This window comes from Luteitalea sp., assembly GCF_044337415.1.
GTDB lineage: Bacteria > Acidobacteriota > Vicinamibacteria > Vicinamibacterales > Vicinamibacteraceae > Luteitalea.
Genome location: NZ_JBIINP010000005.1, coordinates 1 through 17,639, shown reverse-complemented (window position 1 = coordinate 17,639; position 17,639 = coordinate 1). Strand labels below are relative to the sequence as shown.

The window sequence follows — 17,639 nt, the reverse complement described above, 5'->3', positions numbered from 1 at the left end:
TCATGCCTCATGCCTCATGAGAGCGCGGGCTCAGGGCTCAGGGCTCAAGGCTCATAGAGCATCCTGAAGGATCACGGCTCAGAAACATGCTCGGGGTACGACCTCAGGCGGCCGGGGTTCGTGGCCGTCGACATTCATGTCGACGGGGTCATCCCTTGACGACGAAGCCCTTCGCGAGCAGGTGCGGGCGGAGGCGCTCGCGGAGGTCGCCCTGCAGTTCGATGGCGCCGTCGGCCACCGCGCCGCCGGTGCCGCACAGGCGCTTCAACTCGGCGCACAGGTCCTTCAGGAACGCGTCGTTGCGCGGCAGGCCATCGACGACGGTCATCGTCTTGCCGCCGCGGCCCTTCTTCTCCATGCGGAGCTTCGCGGTGATCTTCGCGGGCACGGGCTCCTGCGCGGCACGTCGCGTGCTGCACTGGCAGTTGTTGGCCGGCCAGCCGCAGGTGGGACAGGTGCGTCCGGCATCGGACGAGTACACGAGGCGGGAACCGCGATCGCTCACGTGGGGCATGATCACATGGCCACGCAATTCGAGATTGGAGATTCGAAATTCCGGCGGCTCGGCCTCACGGCCTTCGCTCGCGCGCGGCGTCCCGAGGCGCGTGGCCGAAAGCCCGCGCCGCGAGAATTTCACATGTCGAATTTCGAATTGCCACCGCCGTCCCCGTGATGCGTCTCTCCGAGTTCCTCGTGCTGGCGTGGTGCGCCGTCGCGCTGGTGGTGTCGCTGCGGCTCCGGCTGCCCGCGCCGCAGCGGATGCGGGTGATCACGGCATGCCTGGGGCTGGGCGCCGTGGTGAGGCTCGGCGCCGCGCTTCCGCCCGAGGGCCTGGCGGGCGTCGTCCGCAACCTGCTGCCGGGGCTGTACGTGCTTGCCGCATATCGCATCGCCGGGCACTTCTTCCTCGCGCCTGACGAGCGGCTGGAGGCGTGGCTCACCCGGGTCGATCACGCGGTGCTCGGCCCGGCGCACCCGGAACACTGGCTGCGGGGCCAGCCGTGGCTGCTCGGGCTGCTCGAACTGGCGTATCTCTCCGTGTACCCGATGCTGCCCCTCGGGATGTGGGCGGCCTGGTCGGCCGGTGGTCACGCGGCGGTCGACCGGTACTGGCAGTTGGTGTTCCCTGCCGAAGCCACCAGCTATCTCGCGCTGGCGTGGCTGCAGGCGCGGCCGCCGCGGGCGCTCGAGCCGTGGACACGGGACCTGCAGGCGCGGTCAGCCATCCGCGTGGCCAACGAGTTCGTCCTCTCGCAGGGCAGCCACCTGATGAACACGATTCCCAGCGGCCACGCCGCAGGGGCGGTCGCCGTGGCGCTCGCGGTCGCGTCGCTCGGGGCGCCGGCTGCACCGGTATTCGCCGTGCTTGCCACGGTGATCTGCGTGGCCACGGTGGTGGGCCGGTATCACTTCCTCGTCGACACGGTGCTGGGTGCGGTCGTGGCCGCCGCCTGGTGGGGGCTGTGGCGGGCCTGGGGCGGGCACTGACGCCGCCGCGGGCTTGCCTCGCCGTGGCAGCTGCGCTATAGTCCGAGGTTCGTGCTGGTCGCGCCCCACGCGCCAGAACGAGGCACTCCCCACCTCGAGTGCGCAGTTGGCTCAGCGGTAGAGCACCGCCTTCACACGGCGGGGGTCACTGGTTCGAATCCAGTACTGCGCACCATCCATCACCCAACCCAACGACGTAGATCGCCTGGCCGGCGACAGCCTCGCGCCGTTCGCGGCAGCGTCGGCGGCCAGAGCGCGTCCTCCCGCCTCGACGGCGCTGCCCGTTCGCCCGCGAGCGGGGCAGCGTTGATCCCTCTGTCTTTGGTCGAAGCCGCGGCGGCCTGAGGTTTCGCAACGCGCCGCGACCGTGTAAAGTAGGCTAAGCGGTGCGCCCCCAGCAGCACCGGGCCACCGCCGTGGCCGGGCTACGCATGCGGAGACTCGCGCACATCTTCACCGACCTGTTTCTGGGGCCGCCGCCGACATCCCTCGGCGCCGCGGCAACACCGGCCGCGCCGGTCGCCCCACCCGCCGATCACGAAGGCGTGGCACAGGTCGTGGTCGTCGACGAGGTCGGCGGGCACCTGCACGACTTCCTGGGTCTCTTCCCCGAAGAGGACGGGCAGTCGATCGACACGCCGACCGACACGCCGCCTCCCGCTTCGCAGGCCACGTGGCCGCTCGTGGAGCGTCGGCGGGTACCGCGCCCGTCGCCCCCGCCGGCCACCGTCTAGCGCACCGACAGTCCCTGCTTCTTCATCTCCTTGGCCGCCTCCTTCACGAGGTCGGCGAGGAGCTTGCGCGAGTCCTTCGGGTTGGTCGACTCGCTCGAGCCGGCCCACAGCAGCTTGTTCATCGGCACGCTGAAGATCAGCGTCTCGATCGACACCACCCTGTCCTGGCGCACATACCCCGGGTCGTACATCGCGCCCCAGCCGTAGCCGTAGTACCCCCACAGCGACGAGTAATAGCCCTCGCTCCACGACGGCGGCACGTACGTCGTGCGCTTGTCGTTGCCCACCAGCCGCATCACCACCACGCCCTGCACGCCGGTGCGCTCGAACCAGCCACGCGCCTGCTCGGTGTCCTTCAGGATCTCCTTCGGGATCGCCCGGTAGGCGGCCACCGCGTCGATGCCACGCGGCGTGAGCTGCGCGACCATGCCCTCCTCGCCCGACATGCGCAGGCTGTCGTCGGGCGACATCACCACCACCACGACCTTCTTGCCTGTGAACTGGACACCCCGCGCCTCGGGGGCGACCCAGGTGGACGTGAACTTCGTGCCGGCCAGCACCACGACCGGCAGCGCCACCGCCAGCACGGCGGCGCGCGTGAGCATGCGAATCATCAGGACTCCTTGGGCCGAGCCCGGCTCGGCCGAACCGACATTGTACGGGCGGCGGACGCCCCCTCAGGAACGGCAGCGCATCGCCAGCAGGCGGGTCGCCTGCGAGAGATCGAGGTCGGCCACGAGCAGGCCGGCGAGGCCATAGGGCTGCCACGCCTGCAGCGTGCCGTCGGGCCGCGCCACGGCCGATGTCGTGGGGGAGCCGTCGCCCGCGTAGTTCACCGTGGCCACGAAGCACGTGTTCTCGGCGGCGCGACACAGCACGGCCTTCTCATGAAAGGTGTTCCGGGGGTCGGCGAACATCGTCGGGCGGAACCCGCCCGGCTCGGCCTCGTGAAACGCCTGATGGAACACCACCTGCGCCCCCCGCTGCACCGCCCAGCGCACGGTCTCCGGGTATCGCCAGCCCTCGTGGCAGATCGTGACGCCGATGGTCACCCCGGCCACCTCGAACACGGCCCGCCCATCGCCCGGCGCGTACAGCCCGTCTTCGGACGGGTCGACCTGCACCTTGTCCTGCACGCCCAGCACCTGCCCTGCCCCATCGATCACCACGGCGCAGGCGCGGAGGGCGTCATCGACGAGGCGCTCCGTGCCCAGCACGACGGCCACTCCTACCGCCGCGGCCGCAGCCGCCACGTCGTGGACGGCCCGCTCGAGAAACGCGGCGTCGGGAAGCGGTACGCCCTTGCCGGGCGCGCGATAGCCCGGCACATAGCATTCGGGGAAACAGACCACGGCCGCGCCGCAGGCGGCCGCCTCGTGGACGGCCGCCAGGGAACGCGCCACCGCGTCGTCTGGACTGGCAGGGAACGGCAGGTTGGCGAGGGCGATGCGGAAGGCCATCTCGGCGTCAGTATGCACGCGAGGTCGCGTGCCAGGCGGCCGGGCGGCTCCCCCCTCGACTGTGCTCGGGGCGGCCTGAGCACGGTCGAAGGCCGCGCCCGGCCCCTCACCGCTAGAAGTAGATGCCGAGACCGACCGTCGGGCCCGCGATGCGCTGCTTGGCCGTGAAGTCGAACCGACCGAGCTCCTTGGTGAACTTGAACTGGAAGTAGCTGTAGCCGGCCGTGAAGCCGAAGTGCGACCAGGGCTTCCAGTCGAGACGCGCGGCGGCGCCGAAGTCCGAGTCTGCGCCCACACCGAAGCCGCCGTACTCGGCCGTCGCGTGGAACTCCACCTTCGGGGCGACCTTGTGATAGCCGACGCCGACCAGCGGATCCCAGATGCCGGGCTTGGTCTCGAAGTCGTACCGGTCGAGCACGCGGGCCTCGAACTTGGTCGCCACGCGGCGCACGCCGCCCGACACGAAGAAGTCGCCGGCGATCTTGCGGCTCGCCGTGGCGTGCAGGTAGATGAGGTTGGCATCAAGGTTCACGCGCGGCAGGTTCACGTCGCCGCCGATGGCCGCATACACGCCGTCGAAGTCGAAGCGCCACGTGCCGTTGGTGGCCGAGAAGCCGGCGAGCGCCGCGCCGTCGAAGCGGGTGTCGACCAGGTCGATGTTGCCGGTGTTGCCGCTGCCGACGCCGCCACCACCGCCGCTGCCACCGCCGGCGCCGAGGTCGAACGGCAGGTCCACCTCGATCCCGATACTGAGCGGCACCCACACCAGGATCGGGTACACCGTGAACTGCCAGTCGCCCGACGACGACGTGCCCACCTGGCGGCTCGCCGCCGTCGCCTCGCGCGCCGTGGACGTGGTGTCCAGCGCGGGCAACGTCGAGGGCAGGGTGAATGACACGGGGGCACTCACCTCGGAGGAGGCGGGCGCCTGCGCCGCGACGGGCGCGGCGACGGCGACGGTGCAGACCGCCGCGGCAAGGACTCGGAACAGGTTCGAGGACATCAGGGCTCCAGCATTGGGGGATGAAGAGGTCGCATGCCACCGGCACGCGGGTACAGCCACAGCCCCTGGCCCGCTAGGCGCGGCCGAGGACCGACGAGATGACTTGCAGCAGCGCGGTGCCGCGGAACGGCTTGGCGATGTACGCCGACGCGCCGTGCTGCAGCGCGTTCTCCCGGGTGTGCGCGTCGTCGTGCGCGGTAATCAGCACGACGGGCAGCGGCGCCCGCAGGGCCTTGAGCCGGGCGAGCAGGTCGAGGCCGCTCATGCCCGGCAACTTCAGGTCGGTGACGACGCAGGCCGCCTCCGGCCGCAGGCCGTCGGCCATCAGCGCCTCACCCGAAGCATACGCTACCGGGGAGAACCCTCCCGCGTCCAGCAGGCGGCGCATGGCGTCGCGCAGGCTGTCGTCGTCGTCCACCACGATGACGACCGGGCTGTCGGTCATCGCAGGACTCCGGGCATGTCCCCTGAACGTGGGGCAGGAGGAAACGGCACGCTTCATCATCGGCCGTCATGGCGTCGCTGCCCACTTGAACGAGGGGCAACGCGGCTGCCCCAAGGGGCACCCCCCTCACTCCACGCCTGCCAGGGTGAGACGTTCGGCGAGACGGCCGAGTTCAGCCGCCGAGTCGACGCCCAACTTCTCCATCAGGCGCGCCCGGTGGAGCTTCACCGTCCGCTCGGCGATGCCCAGGTCGTCGGCGATCTGCTTGTTCAGGCGGCCGACCACGATGCCGTCGAAGACGTTGCGCTCGACCGTCGACAGCCCGGCGAACCTGGAGCGCAGGGCCTCGGCCTCGGCGGCCGCGGTCCGTCGCGTGAGATCGCGCGTCAGGGCATGCGACAGCGCCTCCAGCAGGGCGGGCCGATCGATGGGCTTGGTCAGGAAGTCGACGGCGCCGGCCTTCATCGCCCGCACGCTGGCCGCCACGTCCGGGTGCCCCGTCATCACGATGACCGGCAGGGCAATCCCCTTGCCGCCAAGGGCCGCCTGCAGGTCCAGGCCAGACGGTCCGGGGAGTTGCACGTCGAGCAACACGCACCCGTGGCGGTCCTCCGGCAGGTTCAGGAGGAAGTCCCCGGTCGTCGCGTAGCCTCGCGCCTCGTGTCCGAGGGCTTCCACGAGCCGCACCAGTGCCGTGCGCAGCGACTCGTCGTCGTCGACGATGTGGATGACCGCCGGGCTCATGCTGCCCTCCCCGTGCCGGGCGCAAGCACCGCGTACGGCAGCACCATCGTGAACACGGCGCCCCCCTCGGCGGCGTTGGCGACGCCGATGTGGCCATGGTGCGCCTCGACGATCGTGCGCGCGATCGACAAGCCGAGGCCCATTCCCGAACGTTTGGTGGTGAAGAACGAATCGAAGACCTTGTCGACGGGCACGGCCGAGATGCCCGGTCCGTGGTCGCGCACGTCCACGCTCACATCGTCGGCATGTCGCTGCACGGTGATGGTGACCGTGCGGCGACTGTCGGGCAAGTCGGCCGTGGCGTCGAAGGCGTTCAGCACGAGGTTGATCAGCACCTGCTGGATCTGGATGCGGTCGCCGAGCACGGTCGACCGCTCGGCCGGTGTCCACACGACGAGTTGGGCGCCGCGACGACGCGCTTCCGGCCGCAGGACGAGTTCCACCTCGGTGACGATGTCGTCGAGGACGACCGGGACACGCTCGACCTCGTTCTTCTGCAGGAGCGTGCGCAGTCGCTTGATCACTTCGCTGGCGCGCACGTCGTCGCGCCGGATATCGGCCAGGATCTGCCGCAGCAGTTCGGGCCGTTCGACCCCGGACTCGAGAATCAGTTCCGCGGTGTCGGCATTGCTGAGGATGGCCCCGAGGGGCTGGTTGATCTCGTGCGCCAGCGCCGCGGCCAGTTCCCCGGCGACAGCCAGGCGCGACGCATGCGCCAGTTCGTTGCGCGACCGGGCAACAGACACCTCGGCGTGACGCCGCCGGCGACGCTCGATCAGCAGGCCGCCGATGAGGGCCGCCTGCAGCGCGATGATGCCGAGGGCCCCGAGCACCTTGTTGCGGTCGCGCTCCCACAGCGACGCCTCGCGGAAATGCACCACGGCCCCACGCGGCAGGGCCGCCTCGTGGATGCCATACCGCTGCAACTGCCGCCAGTCGACATGCATCGCGGCAGGCGCGCTGGCCGGAAGTCGAACCGTCGCCGGGGGCGCGCCAGCGAGCAGCTGCGTGACCGCCCGCGCCGCTTCGCGGCCCTGCGACTCGAAGTCGGTCCAGTAGCCGCCGACGATGCCCGCCTCGAGATAGGTGCTGAAGGCGCCATACATCGGCGCGCGCGTCGCTGCACGCATGGCCTGCACCGAGGCGAACGGCGTCATGAACGCCCCGGCGCCATCCTGGTGGTAGCCGGGCGTGAACACCACGGCTTCGTTGCCCAGTCGCCGCAATCGCGCCGTGACGTCGGCGGTCGGCAGGTCAGCCAGTACTTCGACCGTCACCCTCGGCTCGAACCGCGCCTTCTCGGCCATCACGCGCTCGTACCACAGGCGATCGCGCCGCACCGCCGTGGCAACGACAACGACCAGGCGTCTGGCCTCCGGGTGCCAACGAAGGGCCTGCTCCACGGTCGGGACGAACACGTCCTCGGTGGGTACGCCGATGAAGCCGGCCGGGAGCGCGCCCAGCCGAGCGAGGTCGTCGAGGGTCACAACCGCATGCACCACCGGCGTCCCTGTCGGCAGGCGGTCCCGATGGCGCAAGGCGAACTCCAGCGCCTCGCGTCCGACGACCACCACCACGTCTGGTCTCAGTTGGGCGTACTTCCGCACCAGGTGATCGGACAGGGCGGTCTCGTAGTCCGCCCCGTTGAAGCGGGCCGCGTCGAGGAACTCTTCGTAGAGCTCCACCTGCTGGCCGTCCGGCACAAGGCTGTGCTGGCGGAACCCGCGATCGAACTCCAGGATGGCTGGGAGGAGCCGGCCCACCGAGTACAGGACCAGCACGGGCCGTGGCTGGTCAGCCTGGACGCGGGTCGACGCGGCCGTCACCGACAGCAGGCACAGGAGCACGGCAGCCATCAGGCGTCCGGGGCGACGTGGCAACATCAATGGATACCCTAGTGTGGCCATCTGGCCACACTGGGCACATCAGATCACCGCACCCCGAGGGCCTTTGCCAACTGGACCAAGGCAGGGTCTCCAGGCGCGACCAGCAGGAGACGCCGGACGTACTCCCGCGCCCGGTCGATGTCGGAGGCCTTCTGGGCAACACCGAGGCCGGCGTCGAGCAGGTCCCGGTTGTCGGGATGGCGGACGAGGGCGGCATCGATGACGGCCAGCGCCTCGCTGCGCTTGCCCTGGCCATCGAGGGCCAACGCATACGCAAACGGGTACCGCGGTTCCTCGGGCGCTCGCGTGGCGGCCCGCTTGAGCAGGTCGACCGCCTCGGCGGGCCGCTGCTGCCGATACACCGACAAGCCGAGCGCGTAGAGCACCGTCGCGTCGTCCGGCACCGACACGAGTGCGCGCCGGAGCGTGGCCTCCGCCTTCGCCTCATCGCCGCCCTGACGCTGCAACTCCGCGAGGTTCACGTACGCCGGCAGGAACCAGGGCGCGTACCTGGTGGCCGCCTCGTACTCGGCGATGGCCCCGGCCACGTTGCCGCGACGCTCTTCCATCAGGGCGAGGTTGACGAACGACTCTGGTCGATCGCCGTTGAAGAGCTCCGACGTCCGCACGTCGGCCAGGGCGCGCTCCAGTGCGGTACGCTGCCCGGCCGGCAACCACTGCGCTGGCTCACCGGCCAACGCCGACGCGGCATCGAGGCGGATGCTTCGTACGGGGTCCTCCAGCAGGGCGCCACCGACCCGCGCCCGCGCCGCGGGTTCGAGGCGCGCCAACCCCTGCGCCACCGCGAGCCGCACGAGCGGCTGCGGGTCGCGGGCCAGCGCGTCGAGGACGGGTTCGACCTGGCCGGGCGCCGTCGTGGACAACCACTCGACCGCCGTGGCCCGCGTGATCGGCGCCTGGCTGGCATCGGACGCCAGGGCGCGCAGCGGCGCCACCGCATCGGCACGCCCCTGCGACGCCGCCGCGAATGTCGGGGCGAAGTGGGGGCGCTGTCGCCACGTCGGGCTCCATCGATCCAGCGCCGCGGCCGCCCAGGCCGGGGTCTTGCCCGTGTGGCACGTGGTGCACGTGTCGGGCATGCCGAATCGCTCGCTGAAGTCCGGCCGCGGCACGCGGAAGCTGTGATCGTGCCGTGCGTCCACGCCCATGTAGGTCACCGTCGGCATGTGGCACGCCACGCACGACGCACCGGGCGTGCCCGGCTCGTGGCCGTGATGGGCCTTCACGTCGAACGTGGTCGGCAGGTGGCACTGCGCGCACACGCCGTTGCCGTCGCCCTTCGGCTTCAGGCTGTGCGGGTCATGGCAGTCCGCGCAGGTCACGCCCGCCATGTACATCTTGCTCTGCAGGAACGAGCCGTAGTTGTACACCTCGTCCTGCATCTGGCCGTCCGGCCGGTACAGCCCCTCGGACAGGAAGGTCGGCCGGTACGACATCAGGAAGGGCTGGCCAGGCACGTGCGCATCCATGCGCTCGACGCGCCGCGCGTGGCACGGGGCACACACCTCGACCTCGTGCCGCGTGCCGCCGAGCGCCGGCGTGCGCGTCGCGATCCCCTTGTCGACCTGCATCGTCCACTGGACGCCACGACGCTCGCGCAGCGATGCGGTGAGGCCGAGATCGGCCGCCGTCAGCGACGGATCGGCCTTGCCGGGGCCATGACGCTCGGCCCAGGCGACGTGCGCGGAGGCCGGGCCGTGGCACGTCTCGCACGACACGTCGATCTCGGACCACGTCGTCTTGTAGGTGTCGGTCTTGCGGTCGTAGGCCTTGCGCAGGTTCGTCGAGTGGCACGTGGCGCACTGGGCGTTCCAGTTCTGGCTGAACTTGGTCCAGTGCAGGACGTCGGTGTGCGTCACCTTCTCGCCGGCGTACAGGTGATACCAGCGCTGCCCGCCCTGCGCCTTCGGGCGCGCGTCCCACGAGATGCTGAGCGCCTGATACCGGCCGTCCGGGAAGCCGATGAGGTACTGCTGCAGCGGATAGACACCGAAGACGTACGCGACCTCGAAGTCGCGCAGCTGGCCGTCGGGGCCATCGGTGCGCACGATGTACTTGCCGTCGCGCGTGCTGAACCGGCTGGTCGTGCCCGCGTACGTGAACGTCGCCCCGGAGAAATCGCCGAGCACGGTGGCCGGCGTGGCCTCCTGCATGGCCAGGTCGTGATGCGACCCCTGGTACCGCGCGTCCTCCTCCTTGTGGCAGGTCGCGCACTTGGCACGACCCACGTAGGTCGCCGACGCCGCGAGCGCCACCGGATCGGCGCCGCCGCCAGCAACGGTGGCCCCGGGCTCGCGAGTGGAGGAACAACCGATGGCCGCGACGAGGAGCCCGAGGGCTCCGAGGAGGCACGCGGACGAGACGAGGCCGGTCAGGCGGGTCGGAAGAGAAACGAGCACGGCGGCTACACGAGTATCACAAGGCGGGGGCTAGGGGCTTGGGGCTGGCCCCTTCCACCTTCGTCCTTCCACCTTCGACCTTCGACCTTCGTGCCTTCGACCTTCGTGCCTTCCGGCATTCGGCATCGCAGCATCGCAGCATTACGAGAATCAGCTAGTACACCCACTGGAACCGGGTCAGCACCGCGTGCGTGCGGCCTTCCTTCTGGAAGCGGTCGAGAATCGTGTAGTTCCAGCCGACGCCGAACTTCCAGCGCCGCGTCGCCCACCAGTTCACGCCCAGGTAGGTCTTGTTGAACGTGCCGCCCTGCACACTGCCGTCGTCGATGTCCTCGTGCGCGACGCGGAAGACCAGTTCGGGCGCGCCCCACTTCCGGGTCGGCATCACCCGGCGGGCGTACCCGACCGTGCGGTCGTACGGGCGGTTCTCGCCAGTGAGCACGTAGCTCGTGGTCACGTAGTAGCCCTTGAACGTCGGGTCTCCCGAGATGTCCGAACGCACCCAGGCCTGGATGTACTCGCCCATCAGCGACCAGCCGCGCACGTTCCACAGGCCCTCGAAGCCGAGGTGCCTGGCGTGGTCCCCCGACAGGTTGCCGCTGTCCACGTAGTTGCTCGTGACGTTGGACTCCGGCCGTCCCTTGTAGCGCATCGTGTCGTTGTCGGCGCCGAAGTACCGCCACGACGACCCCACGTGCAGGTAGCTCCGATCCTTGTCGGCGCTCCACACGAGCCCCGTGAGGCGCACGGTGGCGTCGGTGCCGCTGTCGTCGAAGTCGTCGTCGTTCACGAACCAGTCGTTGTACACGCCCGCCGAGAGGTTCACGTTGTGCTTCTTGCCGAAGAGTCGACGCACGGTGATGCCGACGTTGCGCGAGACGAAGAACGGGCTCAGCACGCGTTCCTGGGCATTGAGGTTCGCCGCATCGCCTACCATCTCGTACGCGAACGTCTCCTTCTGCTTGCCGAGCGTGACGGTGGTGGACCGCGAGCCGATGGGAATCATCACCCACAGGTCGGTCAACTGCCACGTCTGCTCCGGCTCCGACTCGAAGCCCTTGTACTCGGCAGCGGCCAGGTACTTCACCTTGCCCATGCCGCCGCGCACCATCACACGCGCCGCGCGGGCGTTCCACTGGTTCTCCTGCACCCCCACCTGCTCGACGCTCGCCGCGTCCTGGCTGAAGGCGGTGTAGTCGGCAAGGGTGACCAGGCCGAACTTCATCGTGAACCACTTCGACTTGACCTGGGTCTTCTTCTCGATGGCGGTGGCGACGTCGGGAATGGCGAACCCCGTGGCCGGCGCCGTGTATTCCTCAGGGTCGAATTCTCCCGGCTTCGGGGCGAGTTCCGATTCAGGCGCCTGGGCGCGCGCCGCGGTTGTGGAAAGGCCGAGGCACAGCACGGTGAGGACCGACAGGGCCAGGAGTCGGAGCGACGACGTCATGCGCACGGTACAGAGGATCGGCGGAGCGGCGGGCGCCGCCAAGCTGAACCAAGGGCTGACGCGTTGCCCGAAAGGGCAGGGTTCGCTCACTTCGCTGGTAATGCCGCGATGCTGCGATGCCGGAATGCCGCCTGCCGCCTGCCGCCTGCCGCCTGCCGACTGCCGACAGGTTTCAGTACGACCAGCCGAAGGTCAGGCTCACGCCGGCGTCCACCTTCTCTCGGCCGGCAGGCGGGTGCGTGTCGTAGCTCGTGTAGCCGTTCAGGCTGGCGTAGAAGTCGCCGAGGAACTCGACGCGGAGCGCGCTCTGCGTCTCGAGGCGCGTCCGTCGCTGGTCCCCGAGGGCGTAGTACGAGACAACCGACGATGTGAGGTCGATGCTCTTGTCGCGGGCGCTGAACCAGTCCCAGGTGCCGCCCGCGACCAGTTCCGGACGGTCAGCGACGTCCTGATCGGTGAACTGCTCACGCGTCCAGGCGATTCCGCCGTACACCTGCAGCATCGTCCGGTTGGACTGGGCGAGGTACCGCCCCATGCCGCCGCCGAGCACCGTGCGGTATTCGAGGTCGAGTTCGTCGTTGGCCTGGTACTGCCCCAGCACGAGCGCCGACCACCGCGGGCCGATGAAGCGGTTCCCATTGAGCGTCGCCGATCGCCGCTGCACCCGCTCGGCGTCGTCGCGCAGGGTGGTCTGGCCGCTGAAGGATCCGCGGCTCTCGTAGCGGGGGTTGCGGTAGACGCTCGACGCGTTGACCGTGTAGCGGGTCTCGCGGTTGGCCTTGGCGAAGTTGAAGCCGAGGTCGACGGTGCCGTCGAGTTGCTGCCACAGGCTCGATTCCACCGGCTGGATGCGGACGATGTCGTCGAGGTCGACGTCGAGGCGGTCGGCGCCCGGGCGCACGAGTCCAGCACGCCGCCCCCCGAGTGCCGTCAGCGTCGCGAAGTACCGCTCGCCGTTGGCCAGTTCGATCTGCAGCGGACGCCCGCTGCCGATGCGGGTGACGCGGCTCCAGTAGACCTTGACCGTGTCGAAGGCGTCGGTGCTGAGGCTCAGGCGCCCGCGCGACAGGCTCTTGATCTCGCAGACGAGCCCGTCGCCGTTCTCGAAGACGACGAAATCGAGCTTCGGTCCGGCCTCCGCACGCGTCGCCGGCATCAGGCCGGCGACGACGCAGAGGAGGATGAGGAGGAGGCGACGCACGCGCCAAGCATCCATGGACGGGCGCCGGGCGTCCAGCGTGGAGTCGCCGGACGCGCGTCAGGCCAGGTTCAGAAGCGGAAGGTCAGGCCCATGACCGGGCCCTGGGTGAGCATGTCGTACGTGAACTTCTCGTTGCCCTCGCCGTCCTCGTAGTTCATGTCGAGCCAGCGGTAGCCGAGGTCGAGCGAGGCCTTCGAGCCGAGGCCGATGTTGATCGTCGGGAACACCTGCCACACGAACTTCGAGCCGACGCCGAAGCCGCCGACCTCGGTGTACACGCGGAGGCCGACCCGGCGACCCGGGGCGGTGTGCAGGAGGAGCCCCGCCAGCGGGTCCACCCAGGTCTTGTTCTGCTCCACCACGAGCCCGAGCGGCCCCTTGAACGAGATCTCGCTCTGGATCGTGTTCACGCGCGCGCCGAACGTGAGGTCGGCGCCGGCGCCCAGGCGGCGCAGGCCATACCCGGCAAAGCCGCCCTGGTTGACGTCGACGTCGGCATCGGGGCGGTTGGTGGTGGCGCCGAGCGCCATCCAGAGGGCATCGCCGCCGAAGCCCCAGTTACCCTTGCGCGCCGTGAGGATGCCCATGGCGCCGAACTCGAGGTTCGACAGGATATCGGAGGCCGAGATGTCGACCTCGGCCTCGCGGCCGCGAATCCCGCTGGTGCCGCTCATCGAGGCGCCCATCAGGTATGGGGTGAGGCTCACTTCCCAGCGATCGGACTGGGCGGCAGCGGGCGCGGCAAGCGCGGGGCAGACGATGAGGGTGGCAACGATCGCACGGAAGAGATTACGCATGACTCATGGTACGGCGAGACGCGCCGTCCTCCACTGGAACGAGGGGCAGGATCACTGCCCGAATGGGCAAGCAGAATTCAGAATTCAGAATGAAGCGCAGCTCGGGGCAGCGCCAACCTTCCTGAATGACAGAGCCTCGAAGCCACGCCATGCGCTCGGCGCCCCTCGATGCCGGCCGGGATTCGCAGCCCCCCAGCTGCCCTGCCACACGCGCTGAAGGACGTCATCAGGGCATCGCGTTCGGCCGACAGCGCGCTCACCGCCTTTGGCGCGAGACATCGTGCCACACCTGCGTGAGGATCGGCGTGACCACCGCAGCCATGCGGTCGTAGGCCGGCCGCAAACAGTGGAGGCGGTCGGGCAGGTACAACTCCAGGCGCGGCTCGCCCGGCGTGGATTCGAGCGCCGGATGCAGGTCGATGGCGCCGGGCGGCCCCGGCCAAGGCCCTTCGCCTTTGCGCTAGTTGCCAGGCCCGCCCCTGAGGCGGACGATGGCGGCATGACAGTTCAGACGAGAGCGGACGTGCCGGCCCTCAATGACGTGCGCGCGCTGGCACGCCGAACGTGGTGGGTGTTCCTCGTGAGTGGCCTCGCCTCGCTGTCGTTCGGGTTGCTCGCGTTCGCGCGGCCCGGCATCGGCTTGTTCGTCCTGGCCACGTTCTTCGCGGTCGACATCCTCGTCGATGGCGTCTCGAGCGTCGTCGGGGCCCTCCAGCACCGGGAAAAGGATGGGTGGTGGCTCCTCCTCCTGCTCGGTGTCCTCGGTGCGCTGGTTGGCGCCTACGTGCTCATGAACCCGCCGTTGAGCCTGATCGTGTTCGTCTACACGATCGCGTTCCAGGCCTTGATGGCAGGTGTGCTGCTCGTGACGCTGGGGTGGAAGATTCGGCAGCGGACGACCAAGGAATGGATGCTGTACGTCACGGGGACGCTGTCGATTCTCTTCGGGCTGTCGATCTTCGTCACGCCGCTGGCCACCTCGCTGTCGATTGTGTTCGTGGTGGCCCTCTGGTCGATCGTGACCGGTGTGCTCAGGATCGCCTTCGCCTTGCGGGTCCGCAACCTGCCGGCGCCCTCGGCTGCCTGATGGACCGGCCGCTGCAGTGACGTCGTGACGCGTGCACGTCAGTGCGGTGTGTACCAGATCGGCGTCGTGTACGCGCGATCCTGGATCGTCGCCGGCACGTCGGTCGGCAGCGCCTTCTTGAAGAATTTCGCGTCGTAGGTCGTCCAGCGTGGCGTCGGAATCTCGATGACGCGCACGTAGTAGAACGCCCGCTGCGACGGGTCGAAGGTCGGGTCCTGCCAGAAGGCCTGCAGCGCCGGCGCGCCGATGCTGTTGGTGTACGAGGCGTCGGCCACGTTCACGGTGTTGCCCACCGGGGGCAACTTGCCCCCGGTCCCAGGCTTGCGGTTCCCCGACCACACCACGTCGAACACGCGTTCCTGCGTCTTGCCCGCGTCGTCGACCCAGCCCTTCACGACCTGCACCCGATCGAGGTTCGCGCCGTCCACGTCGCGCAGCGCGCGGATCAGGAAGCCCGGTCGCTTGCCGGCCGGGGCTGCCTTCAGGTCGCCGCCCATGGGTACGCCGCGCGCGTAGCCCTGCTCGGCGAAGTCGGACCGGTCGAGGTCAGCCGCGGTGAAGCCGAAGCCCCCGAACACGCGCACCAGGAGGCGCGTGCCCGTCGTGGCGTAGACCTCCTTGCGCGCGAAGGCGTCCCAGATGGCCTCGCGCGTGTTACCCCGCGACCACACGGCCGCCAGGCCGGAGGCACTGGTCTCGCGCGCGAGGTGCTGGTCCTTGCGCGCGCGTCCGGCCGGCACGCGTCCGATGATGACCTCGTCGAAACGGATGGGGTCAGCCGACGGCTCGAGCATGGCGACCTTGCCGTAGAAGTTGTCTTCGGCCGGCGTGGCGAGCCCCGTGTGCATGTCGGTGGAGCCGATGATGCCGAACTTGAAGGGATTGGCGCCGAGCGTCTGCTCGTAGGCCAGGCCGCGCTTGAGGGCCTCGCGTGTGTACTCTCGGCGCAGCATGTCCGTGGTCTTGAGTTCCGGACCGAAGCTGCCCTTGTCCCACCGCTCGTAGTTGGCGAACTCGTCGGTCGGCGACAGGAACGGGTGCGTCTCGCCATCACCCTTCGGCTGCGTGGTTTCGTACACGGGCTCCCAGCGCATGCGGCGTTCGGCGTACGCGCGGTCCAGTGGCTTCCTGGTCGTCAGCGTGACGTCGTCGAACATCAAGCCGTTCGAGAGGTTGCCGTTGTGGGCGATGGCCAGCAGCTTGCCGCCCGTCTTCTTCTCGTAGGTCTCCATCCAGGACCAGAGGTCCTCGGGATCCCCCGTGTCGTAGTAGGACAAGGGGATGATCGTGTCGGCCCGCGCCTTCCCGTCCCGGAACAGCACGTTGCGGTGCAGGTTGTTGCCGTTGGGCCCCGACGTCCACTCGTAGCCGATGATCGCCGTGAAGAGGCCGGGCGCGTTGTACTTCTCGGCGGCGGCCGTTAGGCGCTGCCAGGCGGGGCGCGCCAGCTGTTCGCCCTGCCCCTTGAAGGGATCCTTCAGCGCGCCCATGGCCGCAATCCAGAGGTTGAAGGCGTCGGGCCCCTTCCCCGCCTTCACCAGGTCGTGCACCTGCTTGCCCCACGGGTTGGCGAGAAGTGCCGGGGCAGACTCGGCAATCATCGGCGCCAGCCCGAGGTTCTCTGCATGATCGGCGATGACCAGGAAGTCCAACGCACGCTGCAACCGTACGGGTGACCCGTGGTTCGACTTCACCGTCTCGCCCCGGGCGAAGCGGTACGCCTCCTCGGGCCCGACGGTGGCACCGACCATGCCGGCGTCTGTCGAGTACGACGTGTGCAGGTGCGTGTCGCCGAAGTAGACCCGGTCGGGAAAGACCTTGTCGGGGTACGGCGAGTACTGCACCGACCGCGTCGGCACCGGCACGTCGGCGACGACCGCCGCGCCGGTGGACCCCGGCGCGGCCGGGCCGCCCACCTGTGGCGCCGTTGACGATTCAGGGCCAGCCGATGTCGGGGCGGGGCCGCCGCAAGCCGACAGGGCGCCCACGGTGAACGACAGGAGGACGAGGAGGCGTGATGCGTGCATCGTGGAGCTCCGCGGAGATGGAGAGTGTGGACTTGGCATTAGACTGCCCTCCTACGGACCGTGTCTGTCTGACCGCAGACATCTGTCGTGTGCCACGTCCATCATGGCTTCGCACCCTCGCCGATCCCCAGGGCCCGCCATCGCATCGCCGCATGTGGCAGTGCTGCGTCAGCAGGGTTGGTTCGCCGGCCTCGGCAGCGGCGAGCAGGCGCTCATGCTGGCGAGCCTGACCGAGCGCCGCTTCACTCGCGGACAGGTGATCCAGTCGGAGAACACGCGGGGTGCGGGGATCTACTGGCTCGTCGAGGGGACCATCCGCGCGCTGCGGCAGGTCGACGAGCATGGGCCGGCACTCATCCACGTGGGACAACCAGGCTTCTGGTTCGGGCAGGCGGCGGTCCTCGAAGAGGGCGGCCAGCTTTGGGTGACGGTCGTGGCCCGTACGACCGCGACAGCCCTCCTGCTCACTCGCGCGGACTACCGTCGGCTCACGCCGCAGGTGCCTGGCCTCGCCGATGCCGTGTCGACCGTCGTCCACCGGCGTTCCCGCTACATGTACAAGTTCGTCGCCGAGACCCGCACGTTGCCGCCCGACACATTGATCCGCGTGCGACTGGCCGATCTGGCCGACATCCGGCGTGGGGAGATCGGCGACGCGGCCGGCCCCGTGGTGCTCGCGCTCACGCAGGCCGAAGTGGGAGATCTGGTCGGCATGGCGCGCCAGCAGGCCAATACCCGCCTGCGAACATTGGCCGGTCAAGGCCTGGTGCGTCTCGGGCACGGCTCGGTGACGATCCCCGACGTCGAGGCGCTGCGCGCATCCGCCGCCGGGATGCCCTGACGCACGACGAGGGCGCCCGCGATGCCGCCGACGCCCCCGTCACTCTGAACGCTGAATTC

At 69.4% G+C, this 17,639-nt stretch carries 16 protein-coding genes and 1 tRNA gene; 5 read left to right on the top strand and 12 right to left on the bottom strand.

The features are described 5' to 3' along the window. Positions 1 to 148 precede the first annotated feature (148 nt). Positions 149 to 505 (bottom strand): stress response translation initiation inhibitor YciH, encoded by a 357-nt coding sequence (locus ACIRDX_RS01730; RefSeq protein WP_396623673.1) that lies wholly within the window; start codon positions 503 to 505, stop codon positions 149 to 151. 167 nt (positions 506 to 672) lie between these two features. Here ACIRDX_RS01730 and ACIRDX_RS01725 point away from each other — a divergent pair, with 167 nt between their 5' ends. The 3 genes from ACIRDX_RS01725 (at position 673) to ACIRDX_RS01715 (ending at position 2,222) form a co-directional block, all read left to right on the top strand. Further along, positions 673 to 1,488, top strand: coding sequence for a phosphatase PAP2 family protein (locus ACIRDX_RS01725; RefSeq protein WP_396623726.1), 816 nt, complete (start codon positions 673 to 675; stop codon positions 1,486 to 1,488). 100 nt (positions 1,489 to 1,588) lie between these two features. Next, positions 1,589 to 1,663 (top strand) — tRNA-Val (locus tag ACIRDX_RS01720). 211 nt (positions 1,664 to 1,874) lie between these two features. Then, positions 1,875 to 2,222: a hypothetical protein gene (locus ACIRDX_RS01715; protein ID WP_396623672.1), complete on the top strand. Its 348-nt coding sequence runs from the start codon at positions 1,875 to 1,877 to the stop codon at positions 2,220 to 2,222. Here the strand turns inward: ACIRDX_RS01715 and ACIRDX_RS01710 are convergent. The 10 genes from ACIRDX_RS01710 to ACIRDX_RS01665 all read right to left on the bottom strand — a co-directional run bounded on the left by ACIRDX_RS01710 (position 2,219) and on the right by ACIRDX_RS01665 (position 13,625). After that, the gene (locus ACIRDX_RS01710) at positions 2,219 to 2,836 is read right to left on the bottom strand and encodes a hypothetical protein (RefSeq protein WP_396623671.1); all 618 of its coding nucleotides are present in this window, start codon (positions 2,834 to 2,836) and stop codon (positions 2,219 to 2,221) included. The two genes, ACIRDX_RS01715 and ACIRDX_RS01710, sit on opposite strands and share 4 nt — an antisense overlap. A 63-nt stretch (positions 2,837 to 2,899) precedes the next feature. Then, positions 2,900 to 3,700: a carbon-nitrogen hydrolase family protein gene (locus ACIRDX_RS01705; protein WP_396623670.1), complete on the bottom strand. Its 801-nt coding sequence runs from the start codon at positions 3,698 to 3,700 to the stop codon at positions 2,900 to 2,902. Positions 3,701 to 3,794: 94 nt separating this feature from the next. Further along, positions 3,795 to 4,685 (bottom strand): hypothetical protein, encoded by an 891-nt coding sequence (locus ACIRDX_RS01700; RefSeq protein WP_396623669.1) that lies wholly within the window; start codon positions 4,683 to 4,685, stop codon positions 3,795 to 3,797. A gap of 73 nt (positions 4,686 to 4,758) precedes the next feature. Beyond that, a complete protein-coding gene (locus ACIRDX_RS01695) occupies positions 4,759 to 5,130 on the bottom strand; it encodes a response regulator transcription factor (protein WP_396623668.1) in 372 nt (123 codons plus the stop codon). 126 nt (positions 5,131 to 5,256) lie between these two features. Further along, the gene (locus ACIRDX_RS01690; RefSeq protein WP_396623667.1) at positions 5,257 to 5,874 is read right to left on the bottom strand and encodes a response regulator transcription factor; all 618 of its coding nucleotides are present in this window, start codon (positions 5,872 to 5,874) and stop codon (positions 5,257 to 5,259) included. Beyond that, entirely contained in the window at positions 5,871 to 7,757 is a 1,887-nt protein-coding gene (locus ACIRDX_RS01685; protein ID WP_396623666.1) for an ATP-binding protein, read from the bottom strand. Before ACIRDX_RS01685 ends, ACIRDX_RS01690 begins: the two co-directional genes overlap by 4 nt. A 47-nt stretch (positions 7,758 to 7,804) precedes the next feature. Beyond that, complete coding sequence (locus ACIRDX_RS01680; RefSeq protein WP_396623665.1) at positions 7,805 to 10,180, bottom strand: tetratricopeptide repeat protein; 2,376 nt, start codon at positions 10,178 to 10,180, stop codon at positions 7,805 to 7,807. Between the two features lie 154 nt (positions 10,181 to 10,334). Next, complete coding sequence (locus ACIRDX_RS01675) at positions 10,335 to 11,627, bottom strand: OprO/OprP family phosphate-selective porin (RefSeq protein WP_396623725.1); 1,293 nt, start codon at positions 11,625 to 11,627, stop codon at positions 10,335 to 10,337. Between the two features lie 172 nt (positions 11,628 to 11,799). Further along, positions 11,800 to 12,828 carry a DUF481 domain-containing protein gene (locus tag ACIRDX_RS01670; RefSeq protein WP_396623664.1) on the bottom strand — a complete coding sequence of 343 codons (1,029 nt, stop codon included), beginning with the start codon at positions 12,826 to 12,828 and terminating at the stop codon, positions 11,800 to 11,802. A 68-nt stretch (positions 12,829 to 12,896) separates the two neighbouring features. After that, a complete protein-coding gene (locus ACIRDX_RS01665; RefSeq protein ID WP_396623663.1) occupies positions 12,897 to 13,625 on the bottom strand; it encodes a hypothetical protein in 729 nt (242 codons plus the stop codon). Between the two features lie 499 nt (positions 13,626 to 14,124). On the opposite strand from ACIRDX_RS01665, the gene ACIRDX_RS01660 reads away from it, so the two are divergent. Continuing rightward, a complete protein-coding gene (locus ACIRDX_RS01660; protein ID WP_396623662.1) occupies positions 14,125 to 14,712 on the top strand; it encodes an HdeD family acid-resistance protein in 588 nt (195 codons plus the stop codon). Positions 14,713 to 14,750: 38 nt separating this feature from the next. Here ACIRDX_RS01660 and ACIRDX_RS01655 read toward each other — a convergent pair whose 3' ends face one another. Beyond that, positions 14,751 to 16,739 (bottom strand): DUF3604 domain-containing protein, encoded by a 1,989-nt coding sequence (locus ACIRDX_RS01655; protein ID WP_396623661.1) that lies wholly within the window; start codon positions 16,737 to 16,739, stop codon positions 14,751 to 14,753. 154 nt (positions 16,740 to 16,893) lie between these two features. Here ACIRDX_RS01655 and ACIRDX_RS01650 point away from each other — a divergent pair, with 154 nt between their 5' ends. Further along, entirely contained in the window at positions 16,894 to 17,580 is a 687-nt protein-coding gene (locus ACIRDX_RS01650) for a Crp/Fnr family transcriptional regulator (RefSeq protein WP_396623660.1), read from the top strand. Positions 17,581 to 17,639 lie beyond the last annotated feature (59 nt).